Source organism: Phycisphaerales bacterium (assembly GCA_020852515.1).
Taxonomy (GTDB): domain Bacteria; phylum Planctomycetota; class Phycisphaerae; order Phycisphaerales; family UBA5793; genus UBA5793.
Genome location: JADZAS010000015.1, coordinates 276862 through 302617, shown reverse-complemented (window position 1 = coordinate 302617; position 25756 = coordinate 276862). Strand labels below are relative to the sequence as shown.

The window sequence follows — 25756 nt, the reverse complement described above, 5'->3', positions numbered from 1 at the left end:
CCACGAACGGAGCCTCGTGTGAAAAACTCCCGCTTGCACTCACTGCTGCTGGTTGTCATCGTGAACGTCCTGGCCGCGCCGCTTGTTCTCGCGCAGCCGTTTCGCATCACCGTCGTCGACTCGAAGACGCAGCGAGGCGTACCGCTCGTCGAACTGCGCACCGTCAACGAAGTCACGTACGTGACCGACAGCGCCGGCGTCGCGGCTATCGACGATCCCGGTCTGATGAACCAGCGCGTGTTCTTCTTTGTCAAGAGCCACGGCTACACGTTTCCCGCCGACGGGTTCGGCTACGAGGGAAAGGCGATCGAAGTGAAGCCCGGCGGCGAGGCGATGCTGCAGGTCGATCGCGTCAACATCGCTCAGCGCCTCTACCGCGTGACCGGCGAAGGGATTTACAGCGACAGCGTGAAACTCGGCGACACGCCGCCCATCGAGCAGCCCGTGCTCAACGCGCAGGTGACGGGGCAGGATTCTGTCCAGCGCATCATCTATCGCGGGCAGATTCACTGGTTCTGGGGCGACACGGGCCGCACGGCCTATCCGCTGGGCAACTTCTCCGGCTCGGGCGCGGTTTCCGATCTGCCCGGCAAGGGCGGGCTTGATCCATCGGTCGGCGTCAACCTGCGCTACTTCGTCAACGAGGAAGGCTTCAGCAAGAAGATGTGCCCGCTGGGCGACAAGCCCGGCCCAGTGTGGTTCGACGGCCTTGTGACGGCGAAGGACGAGTCAGGCCGCGAGCGGCTGCTGTGCCACTTCATCCGCGTGAAGACGCTCGGCGAGATCTACGAAGCGGGCTTTGCGCTCTACAACGATGACAAGGACATCTTCGAGCCGATCAGATCGATCCCCGTGGATGCGCCGCTGCACGCGCGGGCGAACCCGATCAAAGTCACCGAGAGCGGCGTCGAATACTACTACTTCCCTTCGCCCTACGCGCTGGTGCGCTGCCAGGCCGACTACGACAGCCTCATCGACCCTGAAGCCTACGAGGCGTACACGTGTCTGATAGAGGGCACGAAGTACGCCAAGGAAAACTCGCAGGTTGATCGCGACGCTTCAGGCAAACTGATCTACGCGTGGAAGCGCAACACCGGCCTCGTGGAGGCGAGCCAGCAACTCGAACTCATCAACGCCGGGCTGTTGAGCGAAGATGAGGCGCTCATCCAGACGCGCGACGTCGAGACCGGCGAAAAGGTCATCGGCCACAGCGGCTCGATCTACTGGAACGAGTACCGCCAGTGTTACATCATGATTCTGCAGCAACTGTTCGGCTCATCAGTGCTTGGCGAGGTGTGGTATCTCGAATCGCCCACGCTCATCGGGCCGTGGAGCGAGGCGCGCAAGATCATCACGCACGACAACTACTCGTTCTACAACGTCGTGCACCATCCGTTCTTCGACCAGGACGGCGGGCGGCTGATCTATCTCGAAGGCACGTACACGCGCAGTTTCACGAACAATCCGATCGCCACGCCGCGCTACGACTACAACCAGGTCATGTACCGCCTCGACCTGTCGGATCCGAGGCTGCACGCAAATTGAACGGCACGAGGAGGCGCTGGCGCTTGGCGCACATGCGAAACCGGCGCCGCTACTGCTTCTGATACATGTCGCCGCTGTCGGTGTCGAGGTCGGGCAGGGGTTTGGCGGGCAGTTCCCACCACGGCGGCATGTTGCCCAGCAGGCCGTTGCGCACGCCCGGCTCGCGGTATTCCGGCGCATCGCGGTAGGAAAGTTCCCAGCGGCGGCAGGTGGCCGGGGGGACGGCGATGGTCGAGCGGAGTTTGCCGTATTTCGTGCCGACGAGGAAGATCTGGTATTCGAGGCGGTCGGGACGTTCGACCTTGTCGGGGCCGCCGCCCTCGACAAAGCGTGTGACCATCTGATAGCCCACGGGAATGTCCTGCGTCCAGAGTTCTTCACCGGTTCGGACATCGACGAGCGTCAGCGTCGCGGGGTGAAACTCGGTGCTGGGCCAAGTCTCGGACGAGCCGGTCCAGCCTTGGCCGCCGGGGCGGTAGCCGCAGCCGGTGGCGACCAGTGCCGCGCAGGTGAGGATGGCCGCCCGTGCAGCCAGTCCGGGGCGACTTGCGGCGTGAATTGACTCTCCCATGCTCATCTCCTCACTTGCGTCCGCTGAAGTGGCTCACAATCCTAGCGCGCGACAGGAAGTCTTTCGGGCCCGCACGCCGCCGGGCTTGAGGCGGCGCTGCATGGGCCTGTGGGGCTCAGACCCCGGTTCTCCGGCGTCCGCCGACTGAATCGACGCCCGGCAGCGCGTATCCTCCCCATCTATGGCTCGTGCAACACCTCCCTGGCGCATCGGACACGGCTTTGATCTGCACCGTCTCGAGCCCATCGCGCCGGCCGGGGAGGGCCGGCCTCTGATCATCGGCGGAATCCGGATCGAGCACGATCTGGGGCCGGTGGGGCACAGCGACGGCGATGCCTTGCTTCACGCGGTGACCGACGCCATTCTCGGCGCACTGGGCGAGCCGGATATCGGCGAACTTTTCCCCGATACGAGCCCAAAATGGGAGGGGGCGGATTCGACGATCTTCCTGGAGGAAGCCGTAAGTCGAATGAGCACAGCTGGATACGAGTTAGGCAACCTGGACGCGACGATCATCCTTCAGAAGCCCAAAATCGCCCCGCACAAGGACGCCATCCGGAGCCGCCTTGCCCAACAACTCGGGATCGAGGCGGACCGGGTGAACCTTAAGGGCAAAACGCACGAAAAACTCGATGCGCTCGGCGCCGGCCGGGGCATCGCCGTCCACGCCGTGGCCCTGCTGGTGAAGAAAGGAACTCTTGAGCATGACCGCTGACGCAAGCGGCAACCCGCATCTCTGGCAGAAGGCTGCATCGCTGGCGGCCCGCTTCCACGTCAACCAGGCCCGCAAGGACGGCCGCACGCCCTATGTGGCCCACCCCTTCCGCGTCGCGATCGTGGTTTCGAATGTGTTCAACGTGCACGATCCGGTCGTACTCTCTGCGGCGCTGCTGCACGACGTGATCGAAGACACCCCGGCCGACTACGACGATGTGTTCTACGCCTGCGGCACCGAGGTAGCCGACATCGTCGCCGCGATGACCAAGGACATGCGCCTGCCCGACGCCGAGCGAGAGCCGGCGTATGACCGCCAACTCGCCGCCGGCGACTGGCGCGTGAAGATCGTCAAACTCGCGGATGTATACGACAACCTGTGCGACTCAACGCCCGGCGGCCAGCGCGAGCGATGCATCGACAAGGCCCACCGCGCCGTGAACATCGCGCTCGAGGATGGCGACAAGCGGCTGGTCGATCCCATCGCCCGGCTCAACGACCTCATCAACGAGTTCGCCGGCGCGCCGGTTCACAACTGACGGATGGTCATCGCCTACAGCGCGAGCGATTCGCGCAAGCCGCGCACGCGATCGCGCAGCGTCATGAAGACTTCGCCGTACCACTGCACCGCTTCGTCGAATTTCTGGCGGTCGCCATGTTCGATGCTGGCGCGGAGCGTGGGCAGCATCCACGCGCCGTAGCCCGAGTCTTCATCCGTCGCCGCCCAGCCATTTCGAAACCAGGGCCGGCCGGGCACGCCGCGGTAGTCGAGCCAGTCGCGCTCGAGCATGAGCAGGGTTCGATTGATGCGAGCCAGCGTATTGACATCCTGCCGGGCGACGATAGCGGGGGATCGCAGCATGCCGTCGAGCAGATCGGCTTCGCTGCGGAACGAACGCGCTGCGTCGAGGATCGACTGAAACTCCGGCAGGACTTCTTCAATCGCAGCGCCATCCTGTGGCGGCGCCGGCGATTCGGCGAATCCGATCTCGCGGGCCCGCCTGCTCAATGCCTGCAGATGCGCCGGCAGGTCGGCGGCGTAGCGAGCGGGCTGGAGCGGAATGATCGGCGCGTTGGCCAGGCGGGCGGCGCTCAGGGTCGTAACCTGCGCGACCATGCGCGCCGAGGCGTAGTCTTCGCCCACGAAGCGACGGTACCACGTGAGTGTTTCGTAGTTCGAGTGGTAGGAGTGCCCGGGCGCGCCGCTGCCGCCGATTGATGCCGACGGGATGCCGACATGGCAATAGAAGCCAACGTGATCCGATCCGCCGCCGAGTTCGCCGAAGTTCGGCTCATCGGTTTCCGTCACCCCCTGCGCCTGACGCAGCCAGCGATCGAAAACCGTGACCGATGCATCCGGGGGCGGCTCGCCGGGTACGGGCGGCTGGGGCACGTAGCGGGTGGCGTCGATGATCACGGGCTTGAGCGTCGGCGCCGCGGATGAGCCGAAGTTGCATCCCATCGACGCCATGTCGAGGTTGAAGTAGGCAAGCGCGCCGGTGCTGAGCATCGTTTCGCGCGACTCGACCCACTCGGTGGAGCCGATGATGCCGAACTCCTCAGCGCCCCAGCACGCGAAAACGATCGACCGCCGCGGTGGGCGCCCCTGCGCCGCCTGCCCGGCAAACACGCGCGCCGCTTCCAGCACGGCAATGGTGCCGCAGTTCGGATCGCCGGCGCCGAAACTCCACGCATCGTGGTGCGCGCCGATGATGATGCGGTCGGTCGGCCAGTCGGTCCCCGGCAGCGTGGCGACCACGTTCCACGTGGTCATGAGTTGCCGCTGCTGCTGCACGGCGAGGCGCACTTTGAGTTCAGGCCCGCCGGTGAGCCGATACTCGATGGGCATGCCGCCGGCCCACGGCGGGGGGACGGCTTCACCAGTCATGCGCGACATGATCTGCTGTGCCGCGTTCCAGCCGACCGGTTGGACTGGGATTTTCGGCAGCGCGACCTCCGCGGGGTCGAGGCGCTCGATGCCCTCTTCAGCAGGCAGAAACGGCGTGAGCGGATCGCCGGGGTAGTCAAGCGTGAGAATCGAGCCGCGCTGGATGTAACTCTCGTTGGCGTAGCCGCCTTGCGGGTACACGTCCCCGCGCCCGAAGCCGCTGTCGGCGGGATCGGTGAAGATGATCAGCCCTGCGGCGCCGGCGGCCTGGGCGAACTTCGCCTTGTATCCGCGGTAGTTGCCGCCGTAGCGCGCGATGACGATCTTGCCCGTGCAATCGACGCCGAGATCGCGAAGCAGTTCGAAGTCTTCCTTCGTGCCGCGATTGGCATAAACGACTTCAGCCGTGACCTCGCCGCTGCCGCTGTAGGCATTCCAGCCGAAAGTGAGTTCGTTGCTGGCCGTGTCGGGATCTTCGGGCAGTTGCATCTCCGTGATGGGCAGTTGCACTTCATCGGGCGCGACGATGGAGAGCGAAGCGCTGACCGGCCGGGCGAGGTAAGCCTGAAACTCGTGGCGCTCGACGTTGAGGCCCATCTCGGCAAATGCCGCCTCGATGCGATCGCACAGGATCCGATCGCCTTCGCTTCCGGCCACGTGCGGCCGCGATGAAGTGAGGTCGTGCCAACGTCGCAGCTGCTGGGGCGATATGGCATCGCGCAGCGCGGCTTCATAGGCGAGTTGGGCGCTGCGCTGATCGCGCGCGTAGTACGCGATCGTGCCGTCCCCGTCGGCGGCGGGGGTGGTGGCCGCGGGCGGCTGGGCGGCGGCGACGAGCAGGAGCGCGGCGGACGCGGCGATGCGAATACATGAGCCAGTCGTGTGGATCGGAGGCAAGTCATTCTCCCTGCAGAGGCGACAGTACGCGGCCCAACCATACCCGCGACCGGCCGCGCCGGCCCGGCCGCGCCTCGGGCATAGGATCATTCCGGCAGGAGATCGTGTCATGGAAGATGTCGAGCAGCATGGGGCCTGCTGAACTGCCCCAGGAACTGGCGGGCATGGACGGCCTGGGCGACCGTTTCGCCTCGCTCTTGCGCGAGGCGTGCGGCGACCGGCTGGGACCCATCGCGTGGTTTCGCACCGACTGGCAGCGCGGCGGGGCCCGCACCGGCCGCAGCACCTGGCGCACGCCAGACGGGCGCGAAGAGTCGGTCGTCGTGAAAATCCCCGTCGGCCCGACCGAACTGCTCTGGAACCAGCGCCTCCAGCCCAACAAGGCCGATCCCTACGGCATTACCGCCCGCCTCTACGCCAGCGGCCAATCGCTGGGCGATTACGACCTGGCCTGGATCGTCATGGAGCGCTTCCCGGAGGGGCCGCTGTTCGGTCTCAAGCGCACTGACGCCATCGACCTCATGGCCGACGCTGCGGCGCGCTTCTACTGGCGCGCTGGCGAGTTCCCCTGCACCGCCGAGCACAAGAAAGAAGACTGGCACGCGCATTTCGAGCGGGCCCGCCAGCAGTGCCAGGAGAACAACCTCACCGACAAGCAGCGCTGGAACAAGACGCTCAAGACGGCGCAGAAGTATCTCGACACGTGGGTGAATGAATGGCGCGGTCGCGCGCAAGGCGAGTGGTGTCACGGCGACCTGCACCCGGCCAACGCCATGTCGCGCTCGAACCGCCCGGAAGACCCGGCGATGCTCATCGACCTGGCGGAGATCCGGCCTGGGCACTGGCTCGAAGACGCGGTGTACCTCGAGCGGTTGTATTGGATCCGCCCCGACCGCATCGCCGACAGCCCGCCGGTCAAACTCATCGCAAAAAAGCGGGCTGAGCGCGGCCTGGGCAACGGCGAAAACCACGCGCGTCTCGCCGACATCCGCCGTGTCCTGCTGGCCGGCTCGGCCCCGGCGTTCCTGCGCACCGAGGGCAACCCCATCGTCCTCAAAATCAATCTCGACGTGCTCGAAGAGACAATGCAGCGGCTGACATGAGAGAAGAACCGCGTCTGCGCGAGTAGGTCGGGACAAGGCTTTGCGCATGCGGCAGCGCGCCCGTAGGTCGGGACAAGGCTCTGCGCAGGCCCGGCGATTCGGATACGCAGCGCGCCCGCAGGTCGGGACAAGGCTTTGTCGAAGAGCCTGAGAAAACCCGAAGGGCGCAGGCCCGGCAATTCGCCTGCGATTGACTTGCGCACATGTCACGCGTGCCCAACGTCCCGTCTTCGAGGCCGAAGGCCTCATCGCACGCAGCCGGGGGTCCAGGGAGCGCAGCGAGCGCGACCCCCGGGCCGCCGGGCCCAAATCCATCGCACCCCGAAGGCGTGCTCGTATCGTGCGGCCGCACTTGCGCGCCACACGCCACGAGAACTCCTTCAGAGTTCAGGAACAATCGCTTCGCCTTCCGGGGGTGGCGCTCGACGACTCGCTTCACCGCCCGGCTACTGACGATCACGCCTTCGGCGTAAAGGCCATCGCGCCCTTCGAATGCGAAATCAGCCGCACGGTGACTTGGACGTTCGAGTAGCGCTGCTCAAGCCTCGCGACGCGTGCGGCGATCGGCTTGGCCGCAGATCGACTGGATCATCTGCACTTCTTCATCGGTGAAGCCTTTGTACGTCGCACGCTCCTGCGGCCGCACGTCGGAAACGTCGATCGGCTCATCGGGGTGGGGGGCGCCGATGTGGGCAAAGAGCCGGGCCATGATCGCCGCCGGATCGGCAAGGAGTTCTTCGTAGCGCTGCATCAGAACCTGGGACGGATGGCTCGTCGCGTACTTCTCGCCGCGTTCGACGAGCAGCTTCCACAGGTGAGCGCGCTTGGCAAGCGGATTCGCGTCGGCCGGAACCTGCCCGTAGATGCGGCGCCAGAGACCTTCGCTCGGGCTGTCAAGACCCGGCTGCCAGCCGTAGGTTGTCTCGCGCCACGAGCGGATGGTGTGCACTGGATCGCGGTTCAGGACGATGACTTTGAGTTCCGGCCATCCTTCGACGAGTTCGCCGAGGAACTCCATGAACGAGATGGGGTGTTTCACGCCGATGCACAGCGGCGCTGCGCGATCGAAGTCGATGTGGACGTTTCGCCGCACCGAACCGCGGTGAGCGGTGTCGGTGGTGGGGCGCGACGGGTCTTTGCGATCGACCTTGGTGGGCACGGTGCCGCGCGTGGCGATCTGCCGGGCGATCGAGTTCATGTAGCCGCGGAGGAGTTTGGCCGGCTCGCCCCGCGCCAGCAGCGGGTCGCCCACCACGACCGGCTCGTTGACGACGACGACGTTTTGCTTGCGCGTGAGCAGGGCGCTGAGCAGGCTCGTGCCGCTGCGCGGCGGGCCGGTGAGGATGAACGGCCGGGTCGCCACGCCCGGGTCGCGGCCGGACTCGAACGCGCGCAGCCAGAACGCCTTCAGACGCATCTTCAGAACCAGCGACGACCTGAACTGCAGTTTGGCCACCGGTCGATTATTCGATTGCCGGGGCGCACAATCGACAGGCGCGCACGAATCAGGTTGGAATGACTGCTTCTCGGTCCGCCACCTCATCCGGCTGCGTTGTACCGAGATGTTCGATAAATGCCCAGTGCGGCACCATTGTCCACGCCGGGTCCACGCGTGATTCCAACTCATCCATCGCCGCGTCGAATTCACTCGCGCTGTTCATGAGCCGAATGCGCTCCTTGAACGGCTTGACGTGCCCGAGGCTGGTCCCGTAGGCCGCGATTCGGCCGCGCATGACGATGATCGCCAGCCGGTCGCCCCGGTAGCGCCGCATGAGATCAAAGTGCCGGCGGATCAGGCGGATCTTTTCGAGCACGGTCGGCTCGGCGGGGCTCCGGCCGAGTGTGAGCATCTCGTGAATCTCGCGCAGCACCCACGGCCGTTTGATGGCCGCTCGCGCAACCATGACGCCGGCGCACCTGGTGTGTTCGATCATCCGCGCTGCGGCGGCGGCGCTGTCCACGTCGCCGTTGCCGATCACCCGAACCTGGCGCACGGCGGCGACGACCTCGGCGATCCCGTCGAGGCTGGCCGTTCCCTTGAAGCGCTGCGCCGTGGTGCGGCCGTGGATGGTCATGAGTTGGATGCCGACGTCTTCGAGTTGCCGCGCCAGGCGCGGCGCGGTGATTTCGCACGCGCTCCAGCCCAGGCGCAGTTTGGCCGTTACCGGAATGCTGACCGACCTGACGATGCGCTCGGCCATGCGCGTGGTGCGATCCGGGTCGCACAGCAGCATCGAGCCGCCGTTGGTCTTGGTGACCTTGTCCACGGGGCAGCCCATGTTGATGTCGATGAGCGTCGCGCCCTGCGACTGGGCCCACTGCGCCGCCTGGCAGAACCAGTCGGCGTCGTTGCCGTATAACTGCACGCCGTATGGCTCGTCCTCGGCGCTGACGCGGGCGATCTCGAGGCTGTCGCGGTTCTGCTCGAGGATGCCGCGACTGTGGAGCAGTTCGGTGTAGGTGAGGCCGCCGTGGCCGGCCGCCCGGCAGGTGAGCCGAAACGCGAGGTCGGTGTAACCCGCGATGGGCGCCAGCAGCACGCGGCAGTCAGTCTGAAACGGCCCGATTCGCAGCATCGCGGAAGTGTACGCCCCGGCGGCAATTCCGTGCAGCGACCCGGCGACACCTATCATTGCCCGCTCATGAATGACGTGACCCATCACGACCCGGCCCTGCGGCCAGAGGCGGTCAGCGCCGAGCTCGAACGCCTGATCCTCGACACCGCGGATGAGGGGTTCTGCCTGTTTTCGGCGCGGGATTCGCGCGTCATTGCCTTCAACCAGCGCTTTGTCGAGATCTTCGGATTCGAGCAGCAATGGGTGAACTCGGAGCCGACGGTGCAGGCCGTCGCCCAGGCCATCTACGAGCGGCAGCGCAACCGCAACCCCGATCGCGGCGAGCACATGAACCGCGTTCTCAAGCGCCACGAAGCGCCGGGCGGGCGCGAGATGGAACTCGAACTGCTCAGCGGCCGGTTCATCATCGGCCGCACACAGGCGGCGCGCGGCGGCGAGCGGCTCTATACCTTCCGCGACGTCACCAGCGAGCGGCGCATCCTCGATCAACTCCAGGCCGAGCGCGAGCGCCTCGCATCGCTCGTGCTGCACGCGCCCGTGGCGCTGTACATCATCAACTGCTCGACGGGCATGACGACGCAGGTGAGCCGCAGCATCCGCAACGTATCCGGCCAGGAAGCCGAGTCATTCATCGGTCCCAGCCGCGACTGGGAGCGCCACGTGCACCCGGATGACCGGGCCCTGGTGCGGCGGACGATTTCGCAGGCGATCGCGGGGCAGTACCGCTACGACATCGACTACCGCTACATCAAGCCCGACGGCACGGTGCGGTGGGTGCGCGACACGGCGGGCCCGCTGCCGGCTGTGGCGGGCATCGAGCCGCAACTGGCTGGCGTGGTCATCGACATCACGCGCCAGAAGACGGCCGAGGAAGAACTCCGCCAAAGCGAGCGCCGCTTTCGCGAACTGGTCGAGGGCGTTTCGGATTTCATCTTTTATGAGCACGATGCCGACCGCCGGCTGACCTACGTCAGCCCATCCGTCGAGCGCATGCTCGGGTACAAGAGCAGCGAACTGCTGGGCCACCGCTTCGGCGAGTTTCATCCGGATCACGTCGCGGCTGACCTGGCCCGGGCGCGCGAGAGCGTGGCTGCCGCTATTGAAACCAAGCGTCGCCAGCCGCAGTACGAAGTGGTGCTCCGCCGCAAATCCGGCGAGCCGGTGCTGTGCGAGATTATGGAGTATCCCGTCGTCGTGGACGGCGAGGTCATGGGCTTCCATGGCGTGGCGCGCGACATCACCGCCATCCGCGACATGCAGCAGCGCCTGCGCGAGCGCGAGCGGCTGGCCATCCTCGGCACCTTCGCGGGCGGACTGGCGCACGATCTGAACAACCTGCTGCTGCCGATTCGCGCGGGGCTCGACGTGCTCGAGCGCGATCCGGATCCGGACAAGGTCGAAGCGCGCGTGGCGTCGATCCGGCGGGCGACGGATCACATCGCCGAACTCACCAAGAAGCTGCTCATGTGGACGCGGCACGAGGATTCGCAGGTGTCGGCCCTGTCTACGACGGCGACGGAGGTGCGCACGTGGGTCGAGTCGGCGCTGCCGTTCTACCAGGACGCGATTGCGGCGCGCGAGAGCGATCCGCCGATCATCGTTCGCCTCGAGATGCACGATCCGCCGCGCTGCGCCAAGATCGACGGCGACCTGCTCAAACAGGCGATTCTGAACCTGTTTCTCAATGCGCGCGATGCGATGACGGGCGGCGGGACCGTCACGCTCAAGGTCGATCGGAGCCCGCGGGGCTGGGCCGTGGCCGTGGAGCCTCTCAGCGCCGCGTCGAGCCCGGGCGAATACGAAGGCGTCGATCGCGCCAGCCTGCCGGGTGTGCGATTCACCGTGACCGATGAGGGCTGCGGGATGGATGAGCAGGTGCTGCAGCGCGCGTTCGATCCATTCTTTTCGACCAAGGCGCGCGGCAAGTCCACCGGGCTGGGCCTGGCGCTGGTGGGCAGCATTGTTCGATCTGCAGGCGGGCAGGTGCAGATCCGAAGCCGGCTGGGCCAGGGCACGTCGATCATCGTGGACGTGCCGGCCATGGAGGAACCCGACGGCAACGGTTCGATCGGAATTCGGCCCGCGCCCGAACACGCACCCCAACCGGGCAAGGTGCTCGTCGGCCTGGGCGACCCGCGCGTGGCGGCGTTCATCCGCACGGGGCTGGCGCACGCGGGGATGGCCGCGCGCGTGGAGGCGCGCGGCGGGCCAGAGCAGGACGAGGTGGCGTGGATCATCGACCCCGCCCTCGTCGAGCCGGCCGATGTCGCGCGCGCCATGCACGCGCGGCCCGATCTCGTGGTCGCCGCGCTGGGGCCGGCCGATGATCGGGCCGGTTGGCCGCAGGCTATACTGTGGCTTGCGGGCCCGGTGGACGCCTCAACGTTTTACAAGATCGTCGAGTCAGTCGCGGCCCGGCAGAGTGAGTGCAGAGGTCAGGACGAATGAGCGCAGCGCACAAGATCGGCATTGTTGTTGTTGATGATCATGAGATTGCCCGCGAGGGAATCAGGTCGCGCATCGAGGTCGAGCCCGATCTCACCGTGCTGGCCGAGTTGCCCTCGGCCGACGATCTCATCCAGGTGTGCGAGAAGCACCACCCGCAACTGGTCCTCATGGACATCGACATGCCCGGCGCCGATCCGTTCACGATGATCGCCGACCTGCGGCGTCTGTTCCCCGATATCCGCATCGTCATGCTGTCGGCTTACATGCGCGACGGATACATGGATGCCGCGGTGCAGTCCGGCGCGTGGGGCTATCTCTCCAAGAACGATCCGTTCGACGTGATACTCAAGGGCGTACGCCGCGTGCTGCAGGGCGATCTGGCGTTTCCGCCCGAGGTGCTCGAGCGGTTTGAATTCAGCGGCGGCAACATTCGGCGGCGCACGACCGAGTCGACCACGCCCATCAGCACTCTCACGCCGCGCGAACTCGAAGTCATGCGCCTCATCGCCAAGGGCCTGAGCACCAAGGAGATCGCCGGCGTGCTGCATCGCAGCCCCAAGACGATCGACGCCCATCGCACGAGCCTGATGCGCAAACTCGACATTGATGACCGCGTCGAACTGACGCGTTACGCCATCCGCGAAGGCATCGTCGAGCCGTAGCGCGGCGCTGCGCCGCGCCGTCCGGCTGGGTACGATACATCGCCATGGATACAGGCGACGCGCTTCGCAGCGCGAATGTTTGCATCGAACCTGCGGCTGCCGCGGATCGAAGCGATGCCGCGCAGCGCTGGCCCGAACTGGTCGCGCTGCCCGAGCCGCAGGAGATCTGCGTAGCGCGAGACCGGCAAAGCGGCGATCTCTGCGGCGCCTTGGCGGCCGATCCGTATCCCGCGCCGTTTCGTATCACCGGCCGCGCCGTGCGGCTGTTTGTTGATGATGGGCCGCAAGCGGATGCGGTGCGCCTGGCGCTGCTCCGCGAGGCCGAGCGGAGCGCGGCGAGCCTCGGTCTTCAGGCGCTCTACGCAGGCGACAGCGTGCCCGAGGGCAGCGAGTCGTCGCGCCTGTGGCGGCGCCTGGGCTTTGAGTCGAATGCCAAACTGGCGCATTACGAAGTGCTGCTGGCCGCGTACCTTGATCTGCTTACGCCAATGTATGATGCGCTGACGGTGCGCGGCCACGTGCCGATCGAGGCGCGGATCATCCCTCTTGCCGAGTCGCCGATCGGCGAAGTGATTCAACTCCAGATCGAGCACATCGGCGGCGATGCAGGCCGGCTTGAGACGCGCCTGCGCGGCCGGGGCTACTACCCCTTCGAGCCGCACCTGAGCCGCGTGGCCATGATGGATGGCCGCGTGTGCGGCTTTCTTTTGGCGCAGGTGGACCGATATCAGCGGCTGACGGTGGAGAGCAAAGTCGTCGCCCCCGGACACCGCCGTTCGTGGGTGAACGTCGCAATCATGCAGGAAGCGGCCTCGGCGGCGCTGCGTCAGGGGTTTGATCGCATCCGCTTCCTCGCCGGCGACCGCCACCAGGACACGCACCGCCTGGCCCGAAAGGCGGGCGCGGCGACGCACCGGCGCGAGGTGATGGTGCGGCGGGTGGGGTCTCATTGAACGGAGACACGTCTTTGGACCGTTCCAAGGCTCGGAAAGCGTCTAGCCGCATGCAGGCGTTATATGTGGATTTCTGGCGGAAACCGGAGACTACTTGCTGCCCTTCAATCAAAATCGAGTACACTGTCTCAAAGAATGGAGGGAAACAGGATGGCAGACAGGTGCGCACTGCGTCTTATCGCCCCGTCCAGCCCCACGCTGGCCTGGCTTGCCGCCGGGACGGCTTCGTTCGGCGGGGGCGCCGCGGCGCAAGTCATCGAGTTTGACGAACCGGCTTTCTACCCGCTTTCCGAAATCCAGCACGTGGTCGTGAGTGCTGATCTCAATGAAGACTCAGGCATCGACGTTGTAGTCGCGACGCTCGAAGCGCTTCAGGTGTATATCAACGATGGCGGAGGGACACTGACGTTGGCAATCAGCATTCCGGCTGTGCCGACGGCTGTGCAGTTGCTGGCCGTCGACATGGACGGTGATCACGACGTGGACCTCGTGTGGCGGGACGAATCTTTCTCAGAAATGGTGGTGTGGTACAACGATGGCAGCGGCCAGAGTGGTGAGACGATCGCTGTGCCAACCCAGGCGCAGGGTGCGGTGGACATGGCCGCCGCCGACGTATCAGATGACGGCCTCGTTGATCTGGTGCTAGCGGTCGATCCACCAGTGGTTACAGCGCTTGTCAATCAAGGCGATCGGACGTTCGTGCGCCATGACCTGTACTGGCACATCCCCAGCCACGAGGAGCCGATGCGTCTGGTGTGAGAGGAGCGCGATAACCTGGTACAGGACATCGCCCTTGGCGATCTGGACGGCGACGGAGATCTCGACATGGCGATAGGCGCGGATCAGGCTGAGTGGTTCTCAAGCGGCGAAACCGAGGTCCTGTTGGTCAGCAACGAAGATGGAGCACTGCTTACCTTCGTGGATGCGCACGTCATCGCGCGCGCGGATGAGTGCGCCGTCACGATCGCTGACCTGAATACGGATGGCCGGCTGGAGATCCTTCTCGCCCGGTATCCGGGTTGGGAAGCGGGCATCATCCCGCTGCTCAATGAAGGGGCCTGGGCTTTTACGGAACTCGACGCGATACGGACGGATGAGTTTGGCCCGGCATTCAGCTCGTCGGACCTCAACGGAGATGGGCAGATCGACCTGATTCACGCCGGCGAACGCGCCTTGGCGACCGCGATGAACATCACCAGTCTGCCAGGTCCGTTCTTTGATCACACGCCTCTCCGGCGGGGAGAGCCGGCTGAGTTCGTCGTTATCGGCGGCGTCCCGGGCGAGACGGCGCACTTTCTCTACAGCCTCGGCGCGCCGGAACCTTCCCGCGGCGTTCGCACACTTGGCGGCATCACGCTCGACCTTGCGGATCCGATCACGAGGTTCGGCGCGGCGACCGTTCAGCCGGACGGGCGCGCGGCGCTCCGTCGCACCATTCCCGCAAATGCTCCGCTGCGCACAGTCACGACCCAGGCCGTCATCCGCCGCGGCCCGGGCGGGGCGGATTCGGTCAAGACGCCGTTTCGAACGGCGCGGATTGGGCCGTGACAGCATCGACCTTGACGTGGCAGGGGGACCACATGTCGTATGAGCGCTTGCTTATGCGTCATGCAGCCAGAAGAGGGGAATCTTTTTCGAGGGTTAGGACACTTGGGAGGTGAGGCGTGACGCAGTTGGCGACCGGATCGACACCAAACACCAAGAGAGTCGGTCGGCTGGCGGTCTTCGGACTCGGCTCAACTGCGGTGGGCGCGTCAGGCGTGGCGCAAACCATCCGGTTTGCGGAACCGGTGATCTATAACGACACGGGCAGGTGCACTTACGTCGCATCGGCGGACTTTGATTCAGATGCGGACAGCGATGTCGTCGTCTCATCACTGACGGCGCAGCACATCTACTTCAACGATGGAGTGGGTGGCTTGTCGCCCATGACGGAAATTCCCCTTGAGGGGGACAACTTCTATTTGCTCGTCACAGACTTTGACGGTGATCAGCACGCTGACGTCGGCTGGTTCAGTCGGCATCCCAGTCTGGGTTCGCAATTCTCAGTCTGGTACAACGATGGTGATGGCCTTTCGGGGACAGTCGTCCAGACTCTGCTGCCAGACTTCTTCGTGAACATCGAGCCCGCCATCGGCGACTTTGACGCCGACGGATTCGATGACGTCGCGTTCGTTCGTGAGGAGCGGACGATCAGCGTCCTTCTCAACGGCAGAGACCGGGCGTTTTCTCTTCAGGATGTCTTCCGATATGGCTTGAGGGAATACGAAGTTAAGGCGCTCGCGGCTGGTGACTTCGACGACGATGGCGATGCGGACGTGGCGGCGACGTACCAGGACATCTACACCTACAGAAACAAGGAGGTGCGGGGAACGGACGTTCTGTTGCTGCTCAATGACGGGCGCGCTCCATTCCGACTCGCTTCGTCGACCCCGCTCGATTGGAACGCGCTGGACATCGTCGCGGCGGATGTGGCTGCGGGCGATCTTGAAGGCGATGGAGATCTCGACGTGGTGGTGGCGGGGTACCCAGGGAATGGACCGGGAACGAACGAGTTCATCCTCATGCGGAACCAGAGTGGTCACGCGTTGGAAATTGCCTCCGTGTATCCTGCAAGCGATGGCCGCCAGAACACCACACTGGCTGATATCAATACGGACGGCCGACTCGATCTTGTCTTCGTGGTGAGCAATGTGAACGGCGTGTACGTGGCCCGCAATGACGGCGGCTTCTCGCTGACGGGCATGAGCCCGTTCTACAGCGGAGGAGGTGCGCGGAGTGTGGCAGTCACCGATCTGTCCGGTGATGGACAAATCGATCTGTTGCACATCGGTTCCGGTCTATCCGCTCTGGTGAATACGACGAGACTGCGCGGGCCAGTTCTAGGCGTCGGACCGCTGAGGCGCGGCCGGCAGGCCAGGTTCATTGTGGAGCATGCAGCGCCCGGCGAAAGAGTCGAGTTCATCTATAGTCTCGAAGGGTACGGACCAAGCACCGGCTATCGGTACCTTGGAGGCTTGTCGCTTGACTTGGCAAGCCCGACGGTGCTCTTGTCCAGGACCCTCGCGGACTCGAATGGACGTGCGGTCGTCAGAAAGCAGATATCGCCGAGTGCACCGCCAATCCCCGTTACGTTTCAGGCGGCCATTCGTAGAGGGACGGCGGGGCAGGAGTCCGTCAAGACGCCGTTTGTCACGCGGCTGGTACAGGATTAGAGCATACCTCTGCGAATTGGGGAGAGCACCATGGGCAGCGTCAAACACAACAGGCTTTCACCGGCCCAGATCTTTGCCGTCTTCGGCGCCGGGGTTCCGATATGTGGCGTGGCGCGAGCACAGATCGAGTTCAGTGAACTCCTGCACCTGCCCACACCACTGCCCGTGAGTGGTGTCGCACCCACTGATCTCAATGGTGACGGCATTACTGACATCGTCACATGCGAAACTCTCGAGTCCGTCCGCTACTTCAGAGGACTCCGCAACGGCGGGTTTGTGCTGGCTGGCTCGCTGTACGAGCCGGGAGCAACGCTGAGAGACATCCAGGCGATTGATCTGAACGGTGACGGAAATATCGACCTGGCGTGGACCCAAAGGACAGGTGGTGCGTACCAGATCACGATATTTTACAACGCCGGGGACGGGCGGTCCGGTTGGTTCGGATCGGTCCCGATCGGAAGCAAACCTCCGGGCGCGGTCGCCTTCGGCGATGTCACGGAAGACCCGTTGCCGGACCTGGTGGTCGTTGGCGGATTCCGCTTCTTGAGCGATACGTGTGACGTTCGCATCTACGCAAATCAGCAGGGCGCCTTTGTGCTCTCCCAGACGCAGTTCCTGAATGACAACGCCGGTCAGGACGTCGCAATTGGAGATATCGATGACGATGGCGACGCAGACGTGTGCGTGCTCACGGCGGACCTTGAGGTGAATGACTACAACCGCTGGAAGATCTACCACAGCGAGATCGGAATACTTCTCAACGACGGCGAGGGCGTGTTTACACCGGGACTGTACCTTGAGTTGCCGTACGGTCAGGGCGGGTCGTATGACCCAATGCCGCACTCGGTGGCCCAGGCGGATATCGATGGTGATGGCGATCTTGATATGGCAGTGTCTGCGTCCAGCCTGAACGACAGTTCTGATGTGCTTCTGCAGGTAATTGAGTCTGTGGACTCAGGACGCGACTTCAGGCTGCTCACTCCGCTCGTGCTCGATATCAACCGTGGTGAGAGCACCCTCCAGGCCGGTGATCTTGATGTGGACGGCGACATTGATCTGCTCATGAACATCAGCGGACGCAACCTGTGGATCTGCGAGAACACAGGCGAGGGGGAATTTCTGGTCACGTCTGCGGGTGTGACGGAGTTGCGTCCACCCGGCCCTGTTCTGGGCGATTTCAATGATGACGGCTTAATCGATTGGGTGGCGCCGGAATACCCAGGCTGCGCGGTCTATCTGAATGAGACCGCTTATGCTGGCCCCACCATTGAACATACCGCTCTCAAGCGAGGCGCCAGGTCGACTCTGACCGCTAGCGGAGTGCTCCCTCTGGAGAATGTGCGCTTCCTTTACAGCATGCGTGGCTTTGGAAGTACTGTCGGCATCAGGCAACTCGGCGGGATCACGCTCGATATGAACGAACCAATTCAGATGCTCGGCAGCGCCGTGGCTGACGCCAACGGCGTGGCGGAGTTCCACTTCACCGTGCCGCCCAACGCCCCGCTGGCCGAAGTGGTTCTCCAGGCCGTCATCCGCCGCCGCCCGGGCGGGGCGGATTCGGTCAAGACGCCGTTTCGCACGGCGCGGATTACGGATTAGTCGGCGAGGTGAAGCAGCGCAAGTGTCCTGCGAAAGTGACTGCGGACGAGGTACGACGAAACGCGGGCGGAGGAACGGGTCATGATCACTTCAATGCGGATTTCAGGCTCTCAAGGCGCCGTGGTTGCCGGGCGACTGACGGTGATTGGCGCCACTGCCGCCGCAACGGCGGGGGCGCTCGCTCAGCAGATCCGGTTTGGTGAACCTGTGTTGTATGATGACACGGGGCGATCGGGATACCTCGCGTCTGGCGACTTCGATCGCGATGCGCACATGGATATGGTCGTCACCGGCGGTGGTGCGATCAACATCTATTTCAACGATGGCGTCGGGCAGTTGCATGCGGAAACCGCCATTGCCTATCGATCGATCTGGAATCTCGCCGCTGCAGACATGGACGGCGATCGGGATCTAGACGTCGTCTGGTTTGATCGTCGCGAAGACCGCACGTATGTGTTGTCGGTCTGGTACAATGCCGGCGATGGGCGCGCGGGCGAGACCATCGAGACGCCGTTTCCGGGCTTTGAAAATGTTCCGATGGTCGTGTGGGATCTGAATGCAGATGGCCTGAACGACGTCGTCTTTGGGGCCGAACCCGCGACCGTTGACGCATTCATCAACGGTGGGGATCGTACGTTCGCTCTGACGCGGATATTTGAATACGACCTGCCTGATTACACGCTGTCTTCATTCGTTCCCGGCGATTTTGACGACGACGGCGATGCGGATATCGCTGCCACCTTTCAATACATCTACGACTACCGGTACAAGTCAGTAAAGGGTACGAACGTGTCGCTGTTGATGAACGATCGCACCGTACCGTTTCGACTCGGACCCGAAATCAGCCTGCCGTGGGAGCAGAATGACGTGGTTGCCTGGGCCATGGCGGGCGGCGACCTGGACGGCGACGGCGACCTCGACGCGGTTCTTGCCGGCAGCCCCGGAAACGACCCCGGGCCGGATGAATTCGTTGTGCTTGAGAATACCGAGGGGGCGCTCTACCCCGCGGATACGTACAGGTTGTCGGAGGGGTGGCCCGAGAGTGTGGATCTTGCAGACGTTGACACCGATGGTCGCCTCGATGTCGTGTTCGCGACCGGCACCATTCGCGGGGTCTACGTGCTGCGCAATCTCGGCGGCCTTGAATTTGCCGGGATGAGTCCGTTTCCGAGCGGAATCTATGGGTCGTCAATGAACGTGGCGGAACTGAATGGTGATGGACAGTTCGATCTGGTGCAGGCAGGCACCGAAGGTTTTGCGGTATTGGTGAACGAGACCGCGATTCACGGTCCGCGCCTCGACGTCTCGCGACTGGTGCGCGGCCAAGTCGCGACATTCACCGTGCGCGAAGCGGCGCCTGGGGAGCGAGTCACCCTTCTCTACAGCCTCGGGGGCGCCGGGCGCACGCGGGGCCGCCAGTTTCTCGGCGGGATCACGCTCGATCTTCGGCAGCCGATAACGGAATGTGCCACCGCCACTGCCGGCTCAGACGGTTCGGTCATCGTGCGCCGGCGCATCCCGGCAAACGCGCCACTCGAGCCGATCGTCTTTCAAGCGGTGATACGGCGCGGGCCGGGCGGAGCAGACAGCGTCAAAACGCCCTTTGCCAGTGTTCTGGTTGAGGATTGAGCGAGGAGCAGAAAACGAAAGCAGGTAGAACGATGAGTGACGACAGACCTGTTGCGGCGCGAGCGCGGCTGATGCTTGCGGTTGCGGGAGCGGGCGTCCCTGTATCATCCACGGCTCTTGCACAAATCGAGTTCGCCACGCCGGACGTGTACCTGCTCGCGGCTGGCGCGGGCGGGGTGACTATTGCGGATATGAACAACGACGGGTGGTCCGATGTCATCGCCAACGAGCGAATCGAGTCCACGATCGTCTTTCTGAACCAGGGTGACGGTCTCCTGCTTCGATTCGGGTCGCTGTATGAGCCCGGCGCCGTGCTGTCGCAGATCCGGTCGGCCGACTTCGATCACGACGGGAATCAGGACTTGGTCTGGATTCAGACGATGATCGGACAGGCTTCGCTTCAAATCGCGTACGGGCGGGGTGACGGTCGGGTATCGCGCACGATCGCTGTATCGTTGCCGCGCGCCGCGGGAAGCATCACGGTTGCAGATGTGACCGGCGATGGTTGGGTGGATGTGATCGTCGCTGATGCGCGCGGGTCGTCTCCGCTGGCTCGCGTGTATCGGAACGAGCGCGGCACATTGGTCGCGGGCGAGACCATGCTGCTGCCGTGGCTCGACAACGTCAGCCTCGTATCAGGCGACCTCGACGGCGATGGCGATGTGGATTTCGCAATCCTGAGCCTCGATAACATCCACGACTACATGTACGGCTGGAAGCTGGATGCGAGTGAGGTTCGGATCTTCTGGAATGATGGCTCCGGATCATTTCCCACGAGCCGGCCAGTGCACCTGCCCTTCGGGGGCGGCGGCTACGGCGAGGACCCGATGCCGCGCACGTTGCAAGTGGCCGACCTTGAGGGTGATGGCGACCTCGATCTGGTGGTCGGCGCAGCGGTGCCGCAGAATCCCGGGAGGCCGGTTGACGTGCTCACGATCGAGGGGCGCCTGGGTGGCACGCAGTTCCTGCTCCGCGATCATCATCTGGTCGGCTCAGCCGTGGGTGAAACGTCGATCGCGGCGGGAGACCTGGACACCGACGGCGACATCGATCTGCTCGTCAAGGGTTCGCGCGATACGTGGCTTCTGGAGGCCGATGGCCAGTTCGGCTTTGAGCCGGCGCGGTTGGTTCTTTCGCCCCGGTATTCGGGCGCGGTGCTGACGCTGTCCGATCTGGATGGCGATGGACGCTTTGACGCGGTGGACGGCGGCGCGGAACTTGCCGTCTATCCCAACATCACACCCTACAACGGACCGGTGCTTGAACACGGACTGCTCAAACGCGGAACGCCCGTCACCATGACGGTTACGGATGCGCAGCCGGGTGAACAGGTGCACTTTCTCTACTCACTTCGAGGCGCTGGCAACAGCCTCGGCATCTGGCAGATCGGCATGACACTTGATCTCCTCGATCCGATCCAAGTCATCGGTCGCGCCGTTGCCGACGCCAATGGCGTCGCCGCGTTGACAGTCAACGTCCCGCCCAGCGCGCCGCTGACGACGGTGATGATGCAGTCCCTCATCCGCCGCGGCACGGGCGGAGTGGATTCGGTCAAGACGCCGTTTCGCACGGCGCGGATTACTGACTGATGCCGATTGGGCGTGGTAAACTTGTGCTTCTATGACGGACGTCGAACAACCGCTCGAGGAATCAAGTGATACCGCCCGGGATGCCGCTGCGCCCAAAGAGCCCCCATTCAAATACGTCCACAGCGCCAACCTGCCCGACCTGCTCGAGCATCTCAACATCACCGTCATGGCGACCACGTTTCAGGCCGGGCGCGTGCTTTCGTTTTCGGGCGGCGGCGGGCGGTGCTCGCTGCTGCTGCGCGCGTTTCAGCATCCGATGGGCATGGCTCTCAACAAAGATCGCATGGCTCTGGTGTGCAACAACCAGGTGCTGCACCTCGTCAACCAGACCGATCTTATCGACCAGGAAGGCAAGCGGCCGCAGTACGACGCGTTCTACGTGCCGCGGCGCATGCACGTGACGGGCGACATCGCCGGCCATGAGGCGGCGTGGGGCGTGAACCCCGAAGCCGGCGACGGCGGCGCCTCGACGGGCGCGGATGGTGGCGACGATCTCTTTCATTCGCTCTGGGTGGTGAATACGCGCTTCTCGTGCCTGGCGACGCTGGACCAGGGCTTTTCGTTCGTGCCGCGCTGGCGGCCGGAGTTCATCACGAAACTCGCGCCGGAAGATCGCTGCCACCTCAACGGCATGGCGATGGAAGGCGGCCGGCCGCGCTACGTGACGATGCTCGCGCGCAGCGACACGGCTCAGGGCTGGCGCGATCACAAGACCGACGGCGGGTGCATCATCGACGTGCGCAGTAGCGAAGTCGTCGCGCGCGACATGGCCATGCCGCACTCGCCGCGTCTCTACCGCGACCGCCTGTGGGTGCTCGAATCGGGCCGGGCCGAGTTGCAGTACGTCGATCCGGAGACGATGCGCAGGCAGACGGTGGTGCGGCTGCCAGGCTACGCGCGGGGGCTGGCGTTCTATGATCGCTTCGCGTTCGTCGGCTTGTCGAAGGCACGCGAGAAGCGCATGTTCGGCGGCCTGCCCATCGAAGAACACAAGACTGAACTGCAATGCGGCATCCAGGTCGTCGATCTCGACGCGGGCCAGGTCGTCGCGTTTATCCAGTTTGAAGCCGGCTGCGAAGAACTGTTCGACGTGCAGGTCCTGCCCAGTTCGAGGCGGGCCAACATCATCGGCTTCACGAAGGACACGGTAAACGGGATCTTTGTGCTGCCGAAGAAGTAGGGAACCGGTGGCAGCCGCGTCGGCGACTGAGCCGCGCCCGGGTGGCTCCGGTATGATGAGCGAAGTCGATTGACTCGCCACCAATCTCTCGGAGGCCATCATGCATATGCGCATCGAAGCAGCAGCGACTCCGATCGCCGAGCAGCCGATGTCAGGTGCAATTGCCGACGGCTTGATCAGCGACTTGAAGATGCTGGGTCTGTTTGTCGACTAGGCGAGCCGGCCGCAGTATCAGAGAACGGCGATGAGCGACGTGCAACCGCTTCCCAGCGGCGCTCGCACGCCGGAGCTCCGACTGGATGAAGAGATGCTGGACCGGTTGTGCAAGACCACCGCGTCATTTGAGAACATCATCAACCAGGCGATCACCGCCCTGAAGTTGCGCGAGCAGAAGACACGGACCGGCGCGTATCCGGACCCAGCGACGTTCAAGACGCCGACGGACGTATTCATCGGCGAGCCGATGTCCTACGTCCGCAGCGGCGACGGATTCACGTTGCGCGTGTCGACCTCGCCGCCAAACGGCGGACCTGAGGAGCAGGTCTGGGAGTGGTGACTGGCCTGACAGATGCGCCCGGGGGTGCATGGACCGTGCTTGCCAGCCCGATTTGGCGGCCGATGAAGGCGCCTGGAGAGTTTGGCAATAGAATCCGATGGCTGAGGATCACGGGATGCAGAGAGTCCACAATAACCTGACCTACGATCACGAGGCAGTAATCGACTTCTGTCAGCAGTGGAGAGTGGTCGAACTGTCACTCTTCGGCTCGGTATTGCGGGATGATTTCCGCCCCGACAGCGATGTCGATGTGCTCGTGGTCTTCGAGGATGGTGCTCCCTGGACGTATTGGGACTGGGGGGCCATGAGTGACCAACTCAGTGCCATCTTCGGTCGCCCCGTCGACCTTGTTGAGAAGCGGTCCGTGCGAAACCCATATCGGCGAAAGCACATCCTGTCCAATCGCCAGGTCATTCATCGGCATGCGGCCTGAAGACAGCGACATGGCGCGTGTCTGGGACATCGTCCAATGGGGCGAGCGTCTTGCCCGGCTGCTCAAAGACACATCCTGGCCACAGTACAGCGCCGACGAGGTGAAGCAGATCGCCGTCGAGCGATGCATCGAGGTCATCGGCGAGGCCGCGCGTTCACTGTCCGACGAATTCAAGAAGCAGTACGACGGAATCCCGTGGCGGGCGATCGTTCAGCAGCGCAACGTCATCGCGCACGGCTACTTCTTTCTCGAACACGATCGACTGTGGCACGTCGCAACCGTCGAAGTGCCGAAGCTCGTTGCACAGCTCGCTCCGGCGGTAGCGGAGCCGCCCAAGTGCGATGAACCAGAAGAATGAGCCGCGCTCCCTTGCGCCGAGCCTTCGGGTCGCGGCTAAACCGGGCCTAGCTCCCCGGTTCAGTGCAAGATTTGTTCGAACACGGCCGCGTTTCGTCCGATACCCTTAAGCGTGCCGATTCGAACCTCCACCGATCTTCCGCCCGAACTCCGCGCCTGGCAGGCTGAGGCTCGCGCCCGCGCCGCCGAATACGGCCTGGACTTCTTCGAGACCATCTTCGAGGTCGTTGACTTCGACACGATGAACCAGCTGGCGACCTACGGCGGATTTCCGATCCGCTATCCGCACTGGCACTGGGGCATGGAGTACGAGAAACTCCGCAAGCGCGACACCTACGGCATGGGCCGCATCTACGAGATGGTCATCAACAACGACCCCTGCTACGCCTACCTGCAGGAGAGCAACTCAGTTACCGACCAGAAGCTGGTCATGGCGCACGTCTACGCCCACTGCGATTTCTTCAAGTGCAACGCGTGGTTCGGCAAGACGCACCGCAACATGATGGACGAGATGGCCAACCACGCCACGCGCGTGCAGCGCCTCGTCGAACGGCACGGCGTGGATGAGATCGAGCGCTTCATCGACTCGTGCCTGAGCATCGAGCATCTCATCGATCCACTCTCGATGTGGGTGACGCGCGAGAGCGACCGTCGCGCCGCGGGCCAGATGCACCCGGCGGAGCAGGGGCCGACGCTGTTCGACGGCGTGAAACTGCCGGCCAAGGACTACATGGACCGCTTCATCAACCCGCCCGACAAGATCGCGCAGGAGCAAGCCCGGCGCAAGGAGGTCGAGGCGGCCGCGAAGCGCAAGTTCCCCCTCGAGCCATCGCGCGATGTGCTGCTGTTCCTGCTGCGCCACGCCCCGCTCGAAGAGTGGCAGCGCGACATCCTGGGCATCATCCGCGATGAGGCGTACTACTTCGCTCCGCAGGCGATGACCAAGATCATGAACGAAGGCTGGGCCACCTACTGGCACAGCAAGATCATGACTTCGCACCTGCTCGACACGACCGAGATCATCGACTACGCCGAGCAGCACAGCGGCGTGGTCTACATGGGACCGGGCGGCTTCAACCCCTACAAGATAGGCGTGGAGATCTACAAGGACATCGAAGAGCGCTGGAACACCGGCCGCCACGGCCAGCAGTGGGAAGCGCTCGAGGGGATCGGCGAGAAGCAGCGCTACGACGACAAGTCGAACCGGGGGCGCGAGAAGATCTTCGAAGTCCGTCGCATCTACAACGACGTCAACTTCATCGACGAGTTCCTCACGGATGAACTCATCGATCGGCTCAATCTCTACCAGTATCGCCGCGACCCGCACACCGGCGAGAATGTCATCGTCAGCCGCGATCCGCGGGTGGTGCGGCAGACGATGCTCTATCGCATCAGCAACATGGGCCAGCCGTTCATCTACGTGGTGGACGCGAACTACCGCAACCGGGGCGAACTCTACCTCGCGCACCAGTGGAACGGGCTGGAGGTGGATGCGGCCCGGGCGGCGGAAGTGCTCGGCGCGCTGCAGGTGATGTGGAAGCGGCCGGTGCACCTGCAGTTGCGCATCAACGAGGAGATGACGCTGCTCACCTGCCGCGGCGGGGACGAGATTGATCGTGAAGAGATTAACGAAGAGACGCCGCCGCCGGCCCACCGCATCGAATAGGGCCTTTCCAGGCGATTCTGGCGGGAATAACCGCTCCAACCGGGCGTCAAATCGTCACGAATTCGACGAATCGCGTGCCAAACCGCATCCGGAAGAGGACGGCGAGGCGGTCGAGTTGTGCACATTGAGAACCCGGGACTTGCAGTCGAGCGTAAAATGGTTCATACTACCAGCG

Annotated in this window: 22 protein-coding genes; 18 read left to right on the top strand and 4 right to left on the bottom strand. The window is 64.1% G+C overall.

Annotation, left to right across the window (positions count from 1 at the left end; all coding sequences use genetic code 11):
* Positions 1-18: 18 nt before the first annotated feature.
* Positions 19-1545, top strand: a complete 1527-nt coding sequence (locus IT430_11095; GenBank protein MCC6908479.1) for a hypothetical protein — start codon at positions 19-21, stop codon at positions 1543-1545.
* Between the two features lie 49 nt (positions 1546-1594).
* On the opposite strand, the gene IT430_11090 is transcribed toward IT430_11095, so the two are convergent.
* Positions 1595-2116: a hypothetical protein gene (locus tag IT430_11090; protein ID MCC6908478.1), complete on the bottom strand. Its 522-nt coding sequence runs from the start codon at positions 2114-2116 to the stop codon at positions 1595-1597.
* Between the two features lie 181 nt (positions 2117-2297).
* Here IT430_11090 and ispF point away from each other — a divergent pair, with 181 nt between their 5' ends.
* A complete protein-coding gene (gene ispF, locus IT430_11085) occupies positions 2298-2831 on the top strand; it encodes a 2-C-methyl-D-erythritol 2,4-cyclodiphosphate synthase (protein MCC6908477.1) in 534 nt (177 codons plus the stop codon).
* On the top strand, positions 2821-3369 hold the full coding sequence (locus IT430_11080; GenBank protein ID MCC6908476.1) for a bifunctional (p)ppGpp synthetase/guanosine-3',5'-bis(diphosphate) 3'-pyrophosphohydrolase: 549 nt from the start codon (positions 2821-2823) through the stop codon (positions 3367-3369). The genes ispF and IT430_11080 overlap by 11 nt, the downstream gene beginning before the upstream one ends.
* Positions 3370-3383: 14 nt before the next feature.
* On the opposite strand, the gene IT430_11075 is transcribed toward IT430_11080, so the two are convergent.
* Positions 3384-5615: a M28 family peptidase gene (locus IT430_11075; GenBank protein ID MCC6908475.1), complete on the bottom strand. Its 2232-nt coding sequence runs from the start codon at positions 5613-5615 to the stop codon at positions 3384-3386.
* A 104-nt stretch (positions 5616-5719) separates the two neighbouring features.
* On the opposite strand from IT430_11075, the gene IT430_11070 reads away from it, so the two are divergent.
* Positions 5720-6718 (top strand): phosphotransferase, encoded by a 999-nt coding sequence (locus IT430_11070; GenBank protein ID MCC6908474.1) that lies wholly within the window; start codon positions 5720-5722, stop codon positions 6716-6718.
* 538 nt (positions 6719-7256) lie between these two features.
* Here the strand turns inward: IT430_11070 and IT430_11065 are convergent.
* Both IT430_11065 and dusB read right to left on the bottom strand, forming a co-directional pair.
* The gene (locus IT430_11065) at positions 7257-8174 is read right to left on the bottom strand and encodes a sulfotransferase (GenBank protein ID MCC6908473.1); all 918 of its coding nucleotides are present in this window, start codon (positions 8172-8174) and stop codon (positions 7257-7259) included.
* A 49-nt stretch (positions 8175-8223) separates the two neighbouring features.
* Complete coding sequence (gene dusB / locus IT430_11060) at positions 8224-9351, bottom strand: tRNA dihydrouridine synthase DusB (GenBank protein MCC6908472.1); 1128 nt, start codon at positions 9349-9351, stop codon at positions 8224-8226.
* Between the two features lie 9 nt (positions 9352-9360).
* Here dusB and IT430_11055 point away from each other — a divergent pair, with 9 nt between their 5' ends.
* The 14 genes from IT430_11055 to IT430_10990 all read left to right on the top strand — a co-directional run bounded on the left by IT430_11055 (position 9361) and on the right by IT430_10990 (position 25581).
* On the top strand, positions 9361-11742 hold the full coding sequence (locus IT430_11055; protein ID MCC6908471.1) for a PAS domain S-box protein: 2382 nt from the start codon (positions 9361-9363) through the stop codon (positions 11740-11742).
* The gene (locus IT430_11050) at positions 11739-12404 is read left to right on the top strand and encodes a response regulator transcription factor (GenBank protein MCC6908470.1); all 666 of its coding nucleotides are present in this window, start codon (positions 11739-11741) and stop codon (positions 12402-12404) included. The genes IT430_11055 and IT430_11050 overlap by 4 nt, the downstream gene beginning before the upstream one ends.
* Positions 12405-12448: 44 nt before the next feature.
* Entirely contained in the window at positions 12449-13357 is a 909-nt protein-coding gene (locus IT430_11045) for a hypothetical protein (protein MCC6908469.1), read from the top strand.
* Positions 13358-13507: 150 nt separating this feature from the next.
* Positions 13508-14116: a VCBS repeat-containing protein gene (locus tag IT430_11040; GenBank protein MCC6908468.1), complete on the top strand. Its 609-nt coding sequence runs from the start codon at positions 13508-13510 to the stop codon at positions 14114-14116.
* A 66-nt stretch (positions 14117-14182) separates the two neighbouring features.
* The gene (locus IT430_11035) at positions 14183-14905 is read left to right on the top strand and encodes a VCBS repeat-containing protein (GenBank protein MCC6908467.1); all 723 of its coding nucleotides are present in this window, start codon (positions 14183-14185) and stop codon (positions 14903-14905) included.
* Positions 14906-15021: 116 nt separating this feature from the next.
* Positions 15022-16572: a VCBS repeat-containing protein gene (locus tag IT430_11030; GenBank protein ID MCC6908466.1), complete on the top strand. Its 1551-nt coding sequence runs from the start codon at positions 15022-15024 to the stop codon at positions 16570-16572.
* A 30-nt stretch (positions 16573-16602) separates the two neighbouring features.
* Entirely contained in the window at positions 16603-18171 is a 1569-nt protein-coding gene (locus tag IT430_11025; GenBank protein MCC6908465.1) for a VCBS repeat-containing protein, read from the top strand.
* Between the two features lie 81 nt (positions 18172-18252).
* Positions 18253-19800: a VCBS repeat-containing protein gene (locus IT430_11020; protein MCC6908464.1), complete on the top strand. Its 1548-nt coding sequence runs from the start codon at positions 18253-18255 to the stop codon at positions 19798-19800.
* 32 nt (positions 19801-19832) lie between these two features.
* Entirely contained in the window at positions 19833-21389 is a 1557-nt protein-coding gene (locus tag IT430_11015) for a VCBS repeat-containing protein (GenBank protein ID MCC6908463.1), read from the top strand.
* A 31-nt stretch (positions 21390-21420) separates the two neighbouring features.
* Positions 21421-22569 carry a TIGR03032 family protein gene (locus IT430_11010; protein MCC6908462.1) on the top strand — a complete coding sequence of 383 codons (1149 nt, stop codon included), beginning with the start codon at positions 21421-21423 and terminating at the stop codon, positions 22567-22569.
* Positions 22570-22813: 244 nt separating this feature from the next.
* A complete protein-coding gene (locus tag IT430_11005) occupies positions 22814-23125 on the top strand; it encodes a hypothetical protein (protein MCC6908461.1) in 312 nt (103 codons plus the stop codon).
* 115 nt (positions 23126-23240) lie between these two features.
* Positions 23241-23558, top strand: a complete 318-nt coding sequence (locus IT430_11000; GenBank protein ID MCC6908460.1) for a nucleotidyltransferase family protein — start codon at positions 23241-23243, stop codon at positions 23556-23558.
* Between the two features lie 10 nt (positions 23559-23568).
* Positions 23569-23916, top strand: coding sequence for a DUF86 domain-containing protein (locus tag IT430_10995; protein ID MCC6908459.1), 348 nt, complete (start codon positions 23569-23571; stop codon positions 23914-23916).
* Positions 23917-24027: 111 nt separating this feature from the next.
* Positions 24028-25581, top strand: coding sequence for a SpoVR family protein (locus IT430_10990; GenBank protein MCC6908458.1), 1554 nt, complete (start codon positions 24028-24030; stop codon positions 25579-25581).
* Positions 25582-25756 lie beyond the last annotated feature (175 nt).

What these genes read in the sequence shown, in the direction of transcription:
- IT430_11040 (MCC6908468.1), top strand. Translation starts at nt 13,508, where the DNA reads ATGGCAGACAGGTGCGCACTGCGTCTTATCGCCCCGTCCAGCCCCACG.
- IT430_11025 (MCC6908465.1), top strand. Translation starts at nt 16,603, where the DNA reads ATGGGCAGCGTCAAACACAACAGGCTTTCACCGGCCCAGATCTTTGCC.
- IT430_11015 (MCC6908463.1), top strand. Translation starts at nt 19,833, where the DNA reads ATGAGTGACGACAGACCTGTTGCGGCGCGAGCGCGGCTGATGCTTGCG.
- IT430_11090 (MCC6908478.1), bottom strand. Translation starts at nt 2,116, where the DNA reads ATGGGAGAGTCAATTCACGCCGCAAGTCGCCCCGGACTGGCTGCACGG.
- dusB (MCC6908472.1), bottom strand. Translation starts at nt 9,351, where the DNA reads ATGATAGGTGTCGCCGGGTCGCTGCACGGAATTGCCGCCGGGGCGTAC.
- IT430_11055 (MCC6908471.1), top strand. Translation starts at nt 9,361, where the DNA reads ATGAATGACGTGACCCATCACGACCCGGCCCTGCGGCCAGAGGCGGTC.
- IT430_10995 (MCC6908459.1), top strand. Translation starts at nt 23,569, where the DNA reads ATGGCGCGTGTCTGGGACATCGTCCAATGGGGCGAGCGTCTTGCCCGG.
- IT430_11010 (MCC6908462.1), top strand. Translation starts at nt 21,421, where the DNA reads ATGACGGACGTCGAACAACCGCTCGAGGAATCAAGTGATACCGCCCGG.
- IT430_11050 (MCC6908470.1), top strand. Translation starts at nt 11,739, where the DNA reads ATGAGCGCAGCGCACAAGATCGGCATTGTTGTTGTTGATGATCATGAG.
- IT430_11000 (MCC6908460.1), top strand. Translation starts at nt 23,241, where the DNA reads ATGCAGAGAGTCCACAATAACCTGACCTACGATCACGAGGCAGTAATC.
- IT430_11045 (MCC6908469.1), top strand. Translation starts at nt 12,449, where the DNA reads ATGGATACAGGCGACGCGCTTCGCAGCGCGAATGTTTGCATCGAACCT.
- ispF (MCC6908477.1), top strand. Translation starts at nt 2,298, where the DNA reads ATGGCTCGTGCAACACCTCCCTGGCGCATCGGACACGGCTTTGATCTG.
- IT430_11035 (MCC6908467.1), top strand. Translation starts at nt 14,183, where the DNA reads ATGGCGATAGGCGCGGATCAGGCTGAGTGGTTCTCAAGCGGCGAAACC.
- IT430_11005 (MCC6908461.1), top strand. Translation starts at nt 22,814, where the DNA reads ATGAGCGACGTGCAACCGCTTCCCAGCGGCGCTCGCACGCCGGAGCTC.
- IT430_11080 (MCC6908476.1), top strand. Translation starts at nt 2,821, where the DNA reads ATGACCGCTGACGCAAGCGGCAACCCGCATCTCTGGCAGAAGGCTGCA.
- IT430_11020 (MCC6908464.1), top strand. Translation starts at nt 18,253, where the DNA reads ATGATCACTTCAATGCGGATTTCAGGCTCTCAAGGCGCCGTGGTTGCC.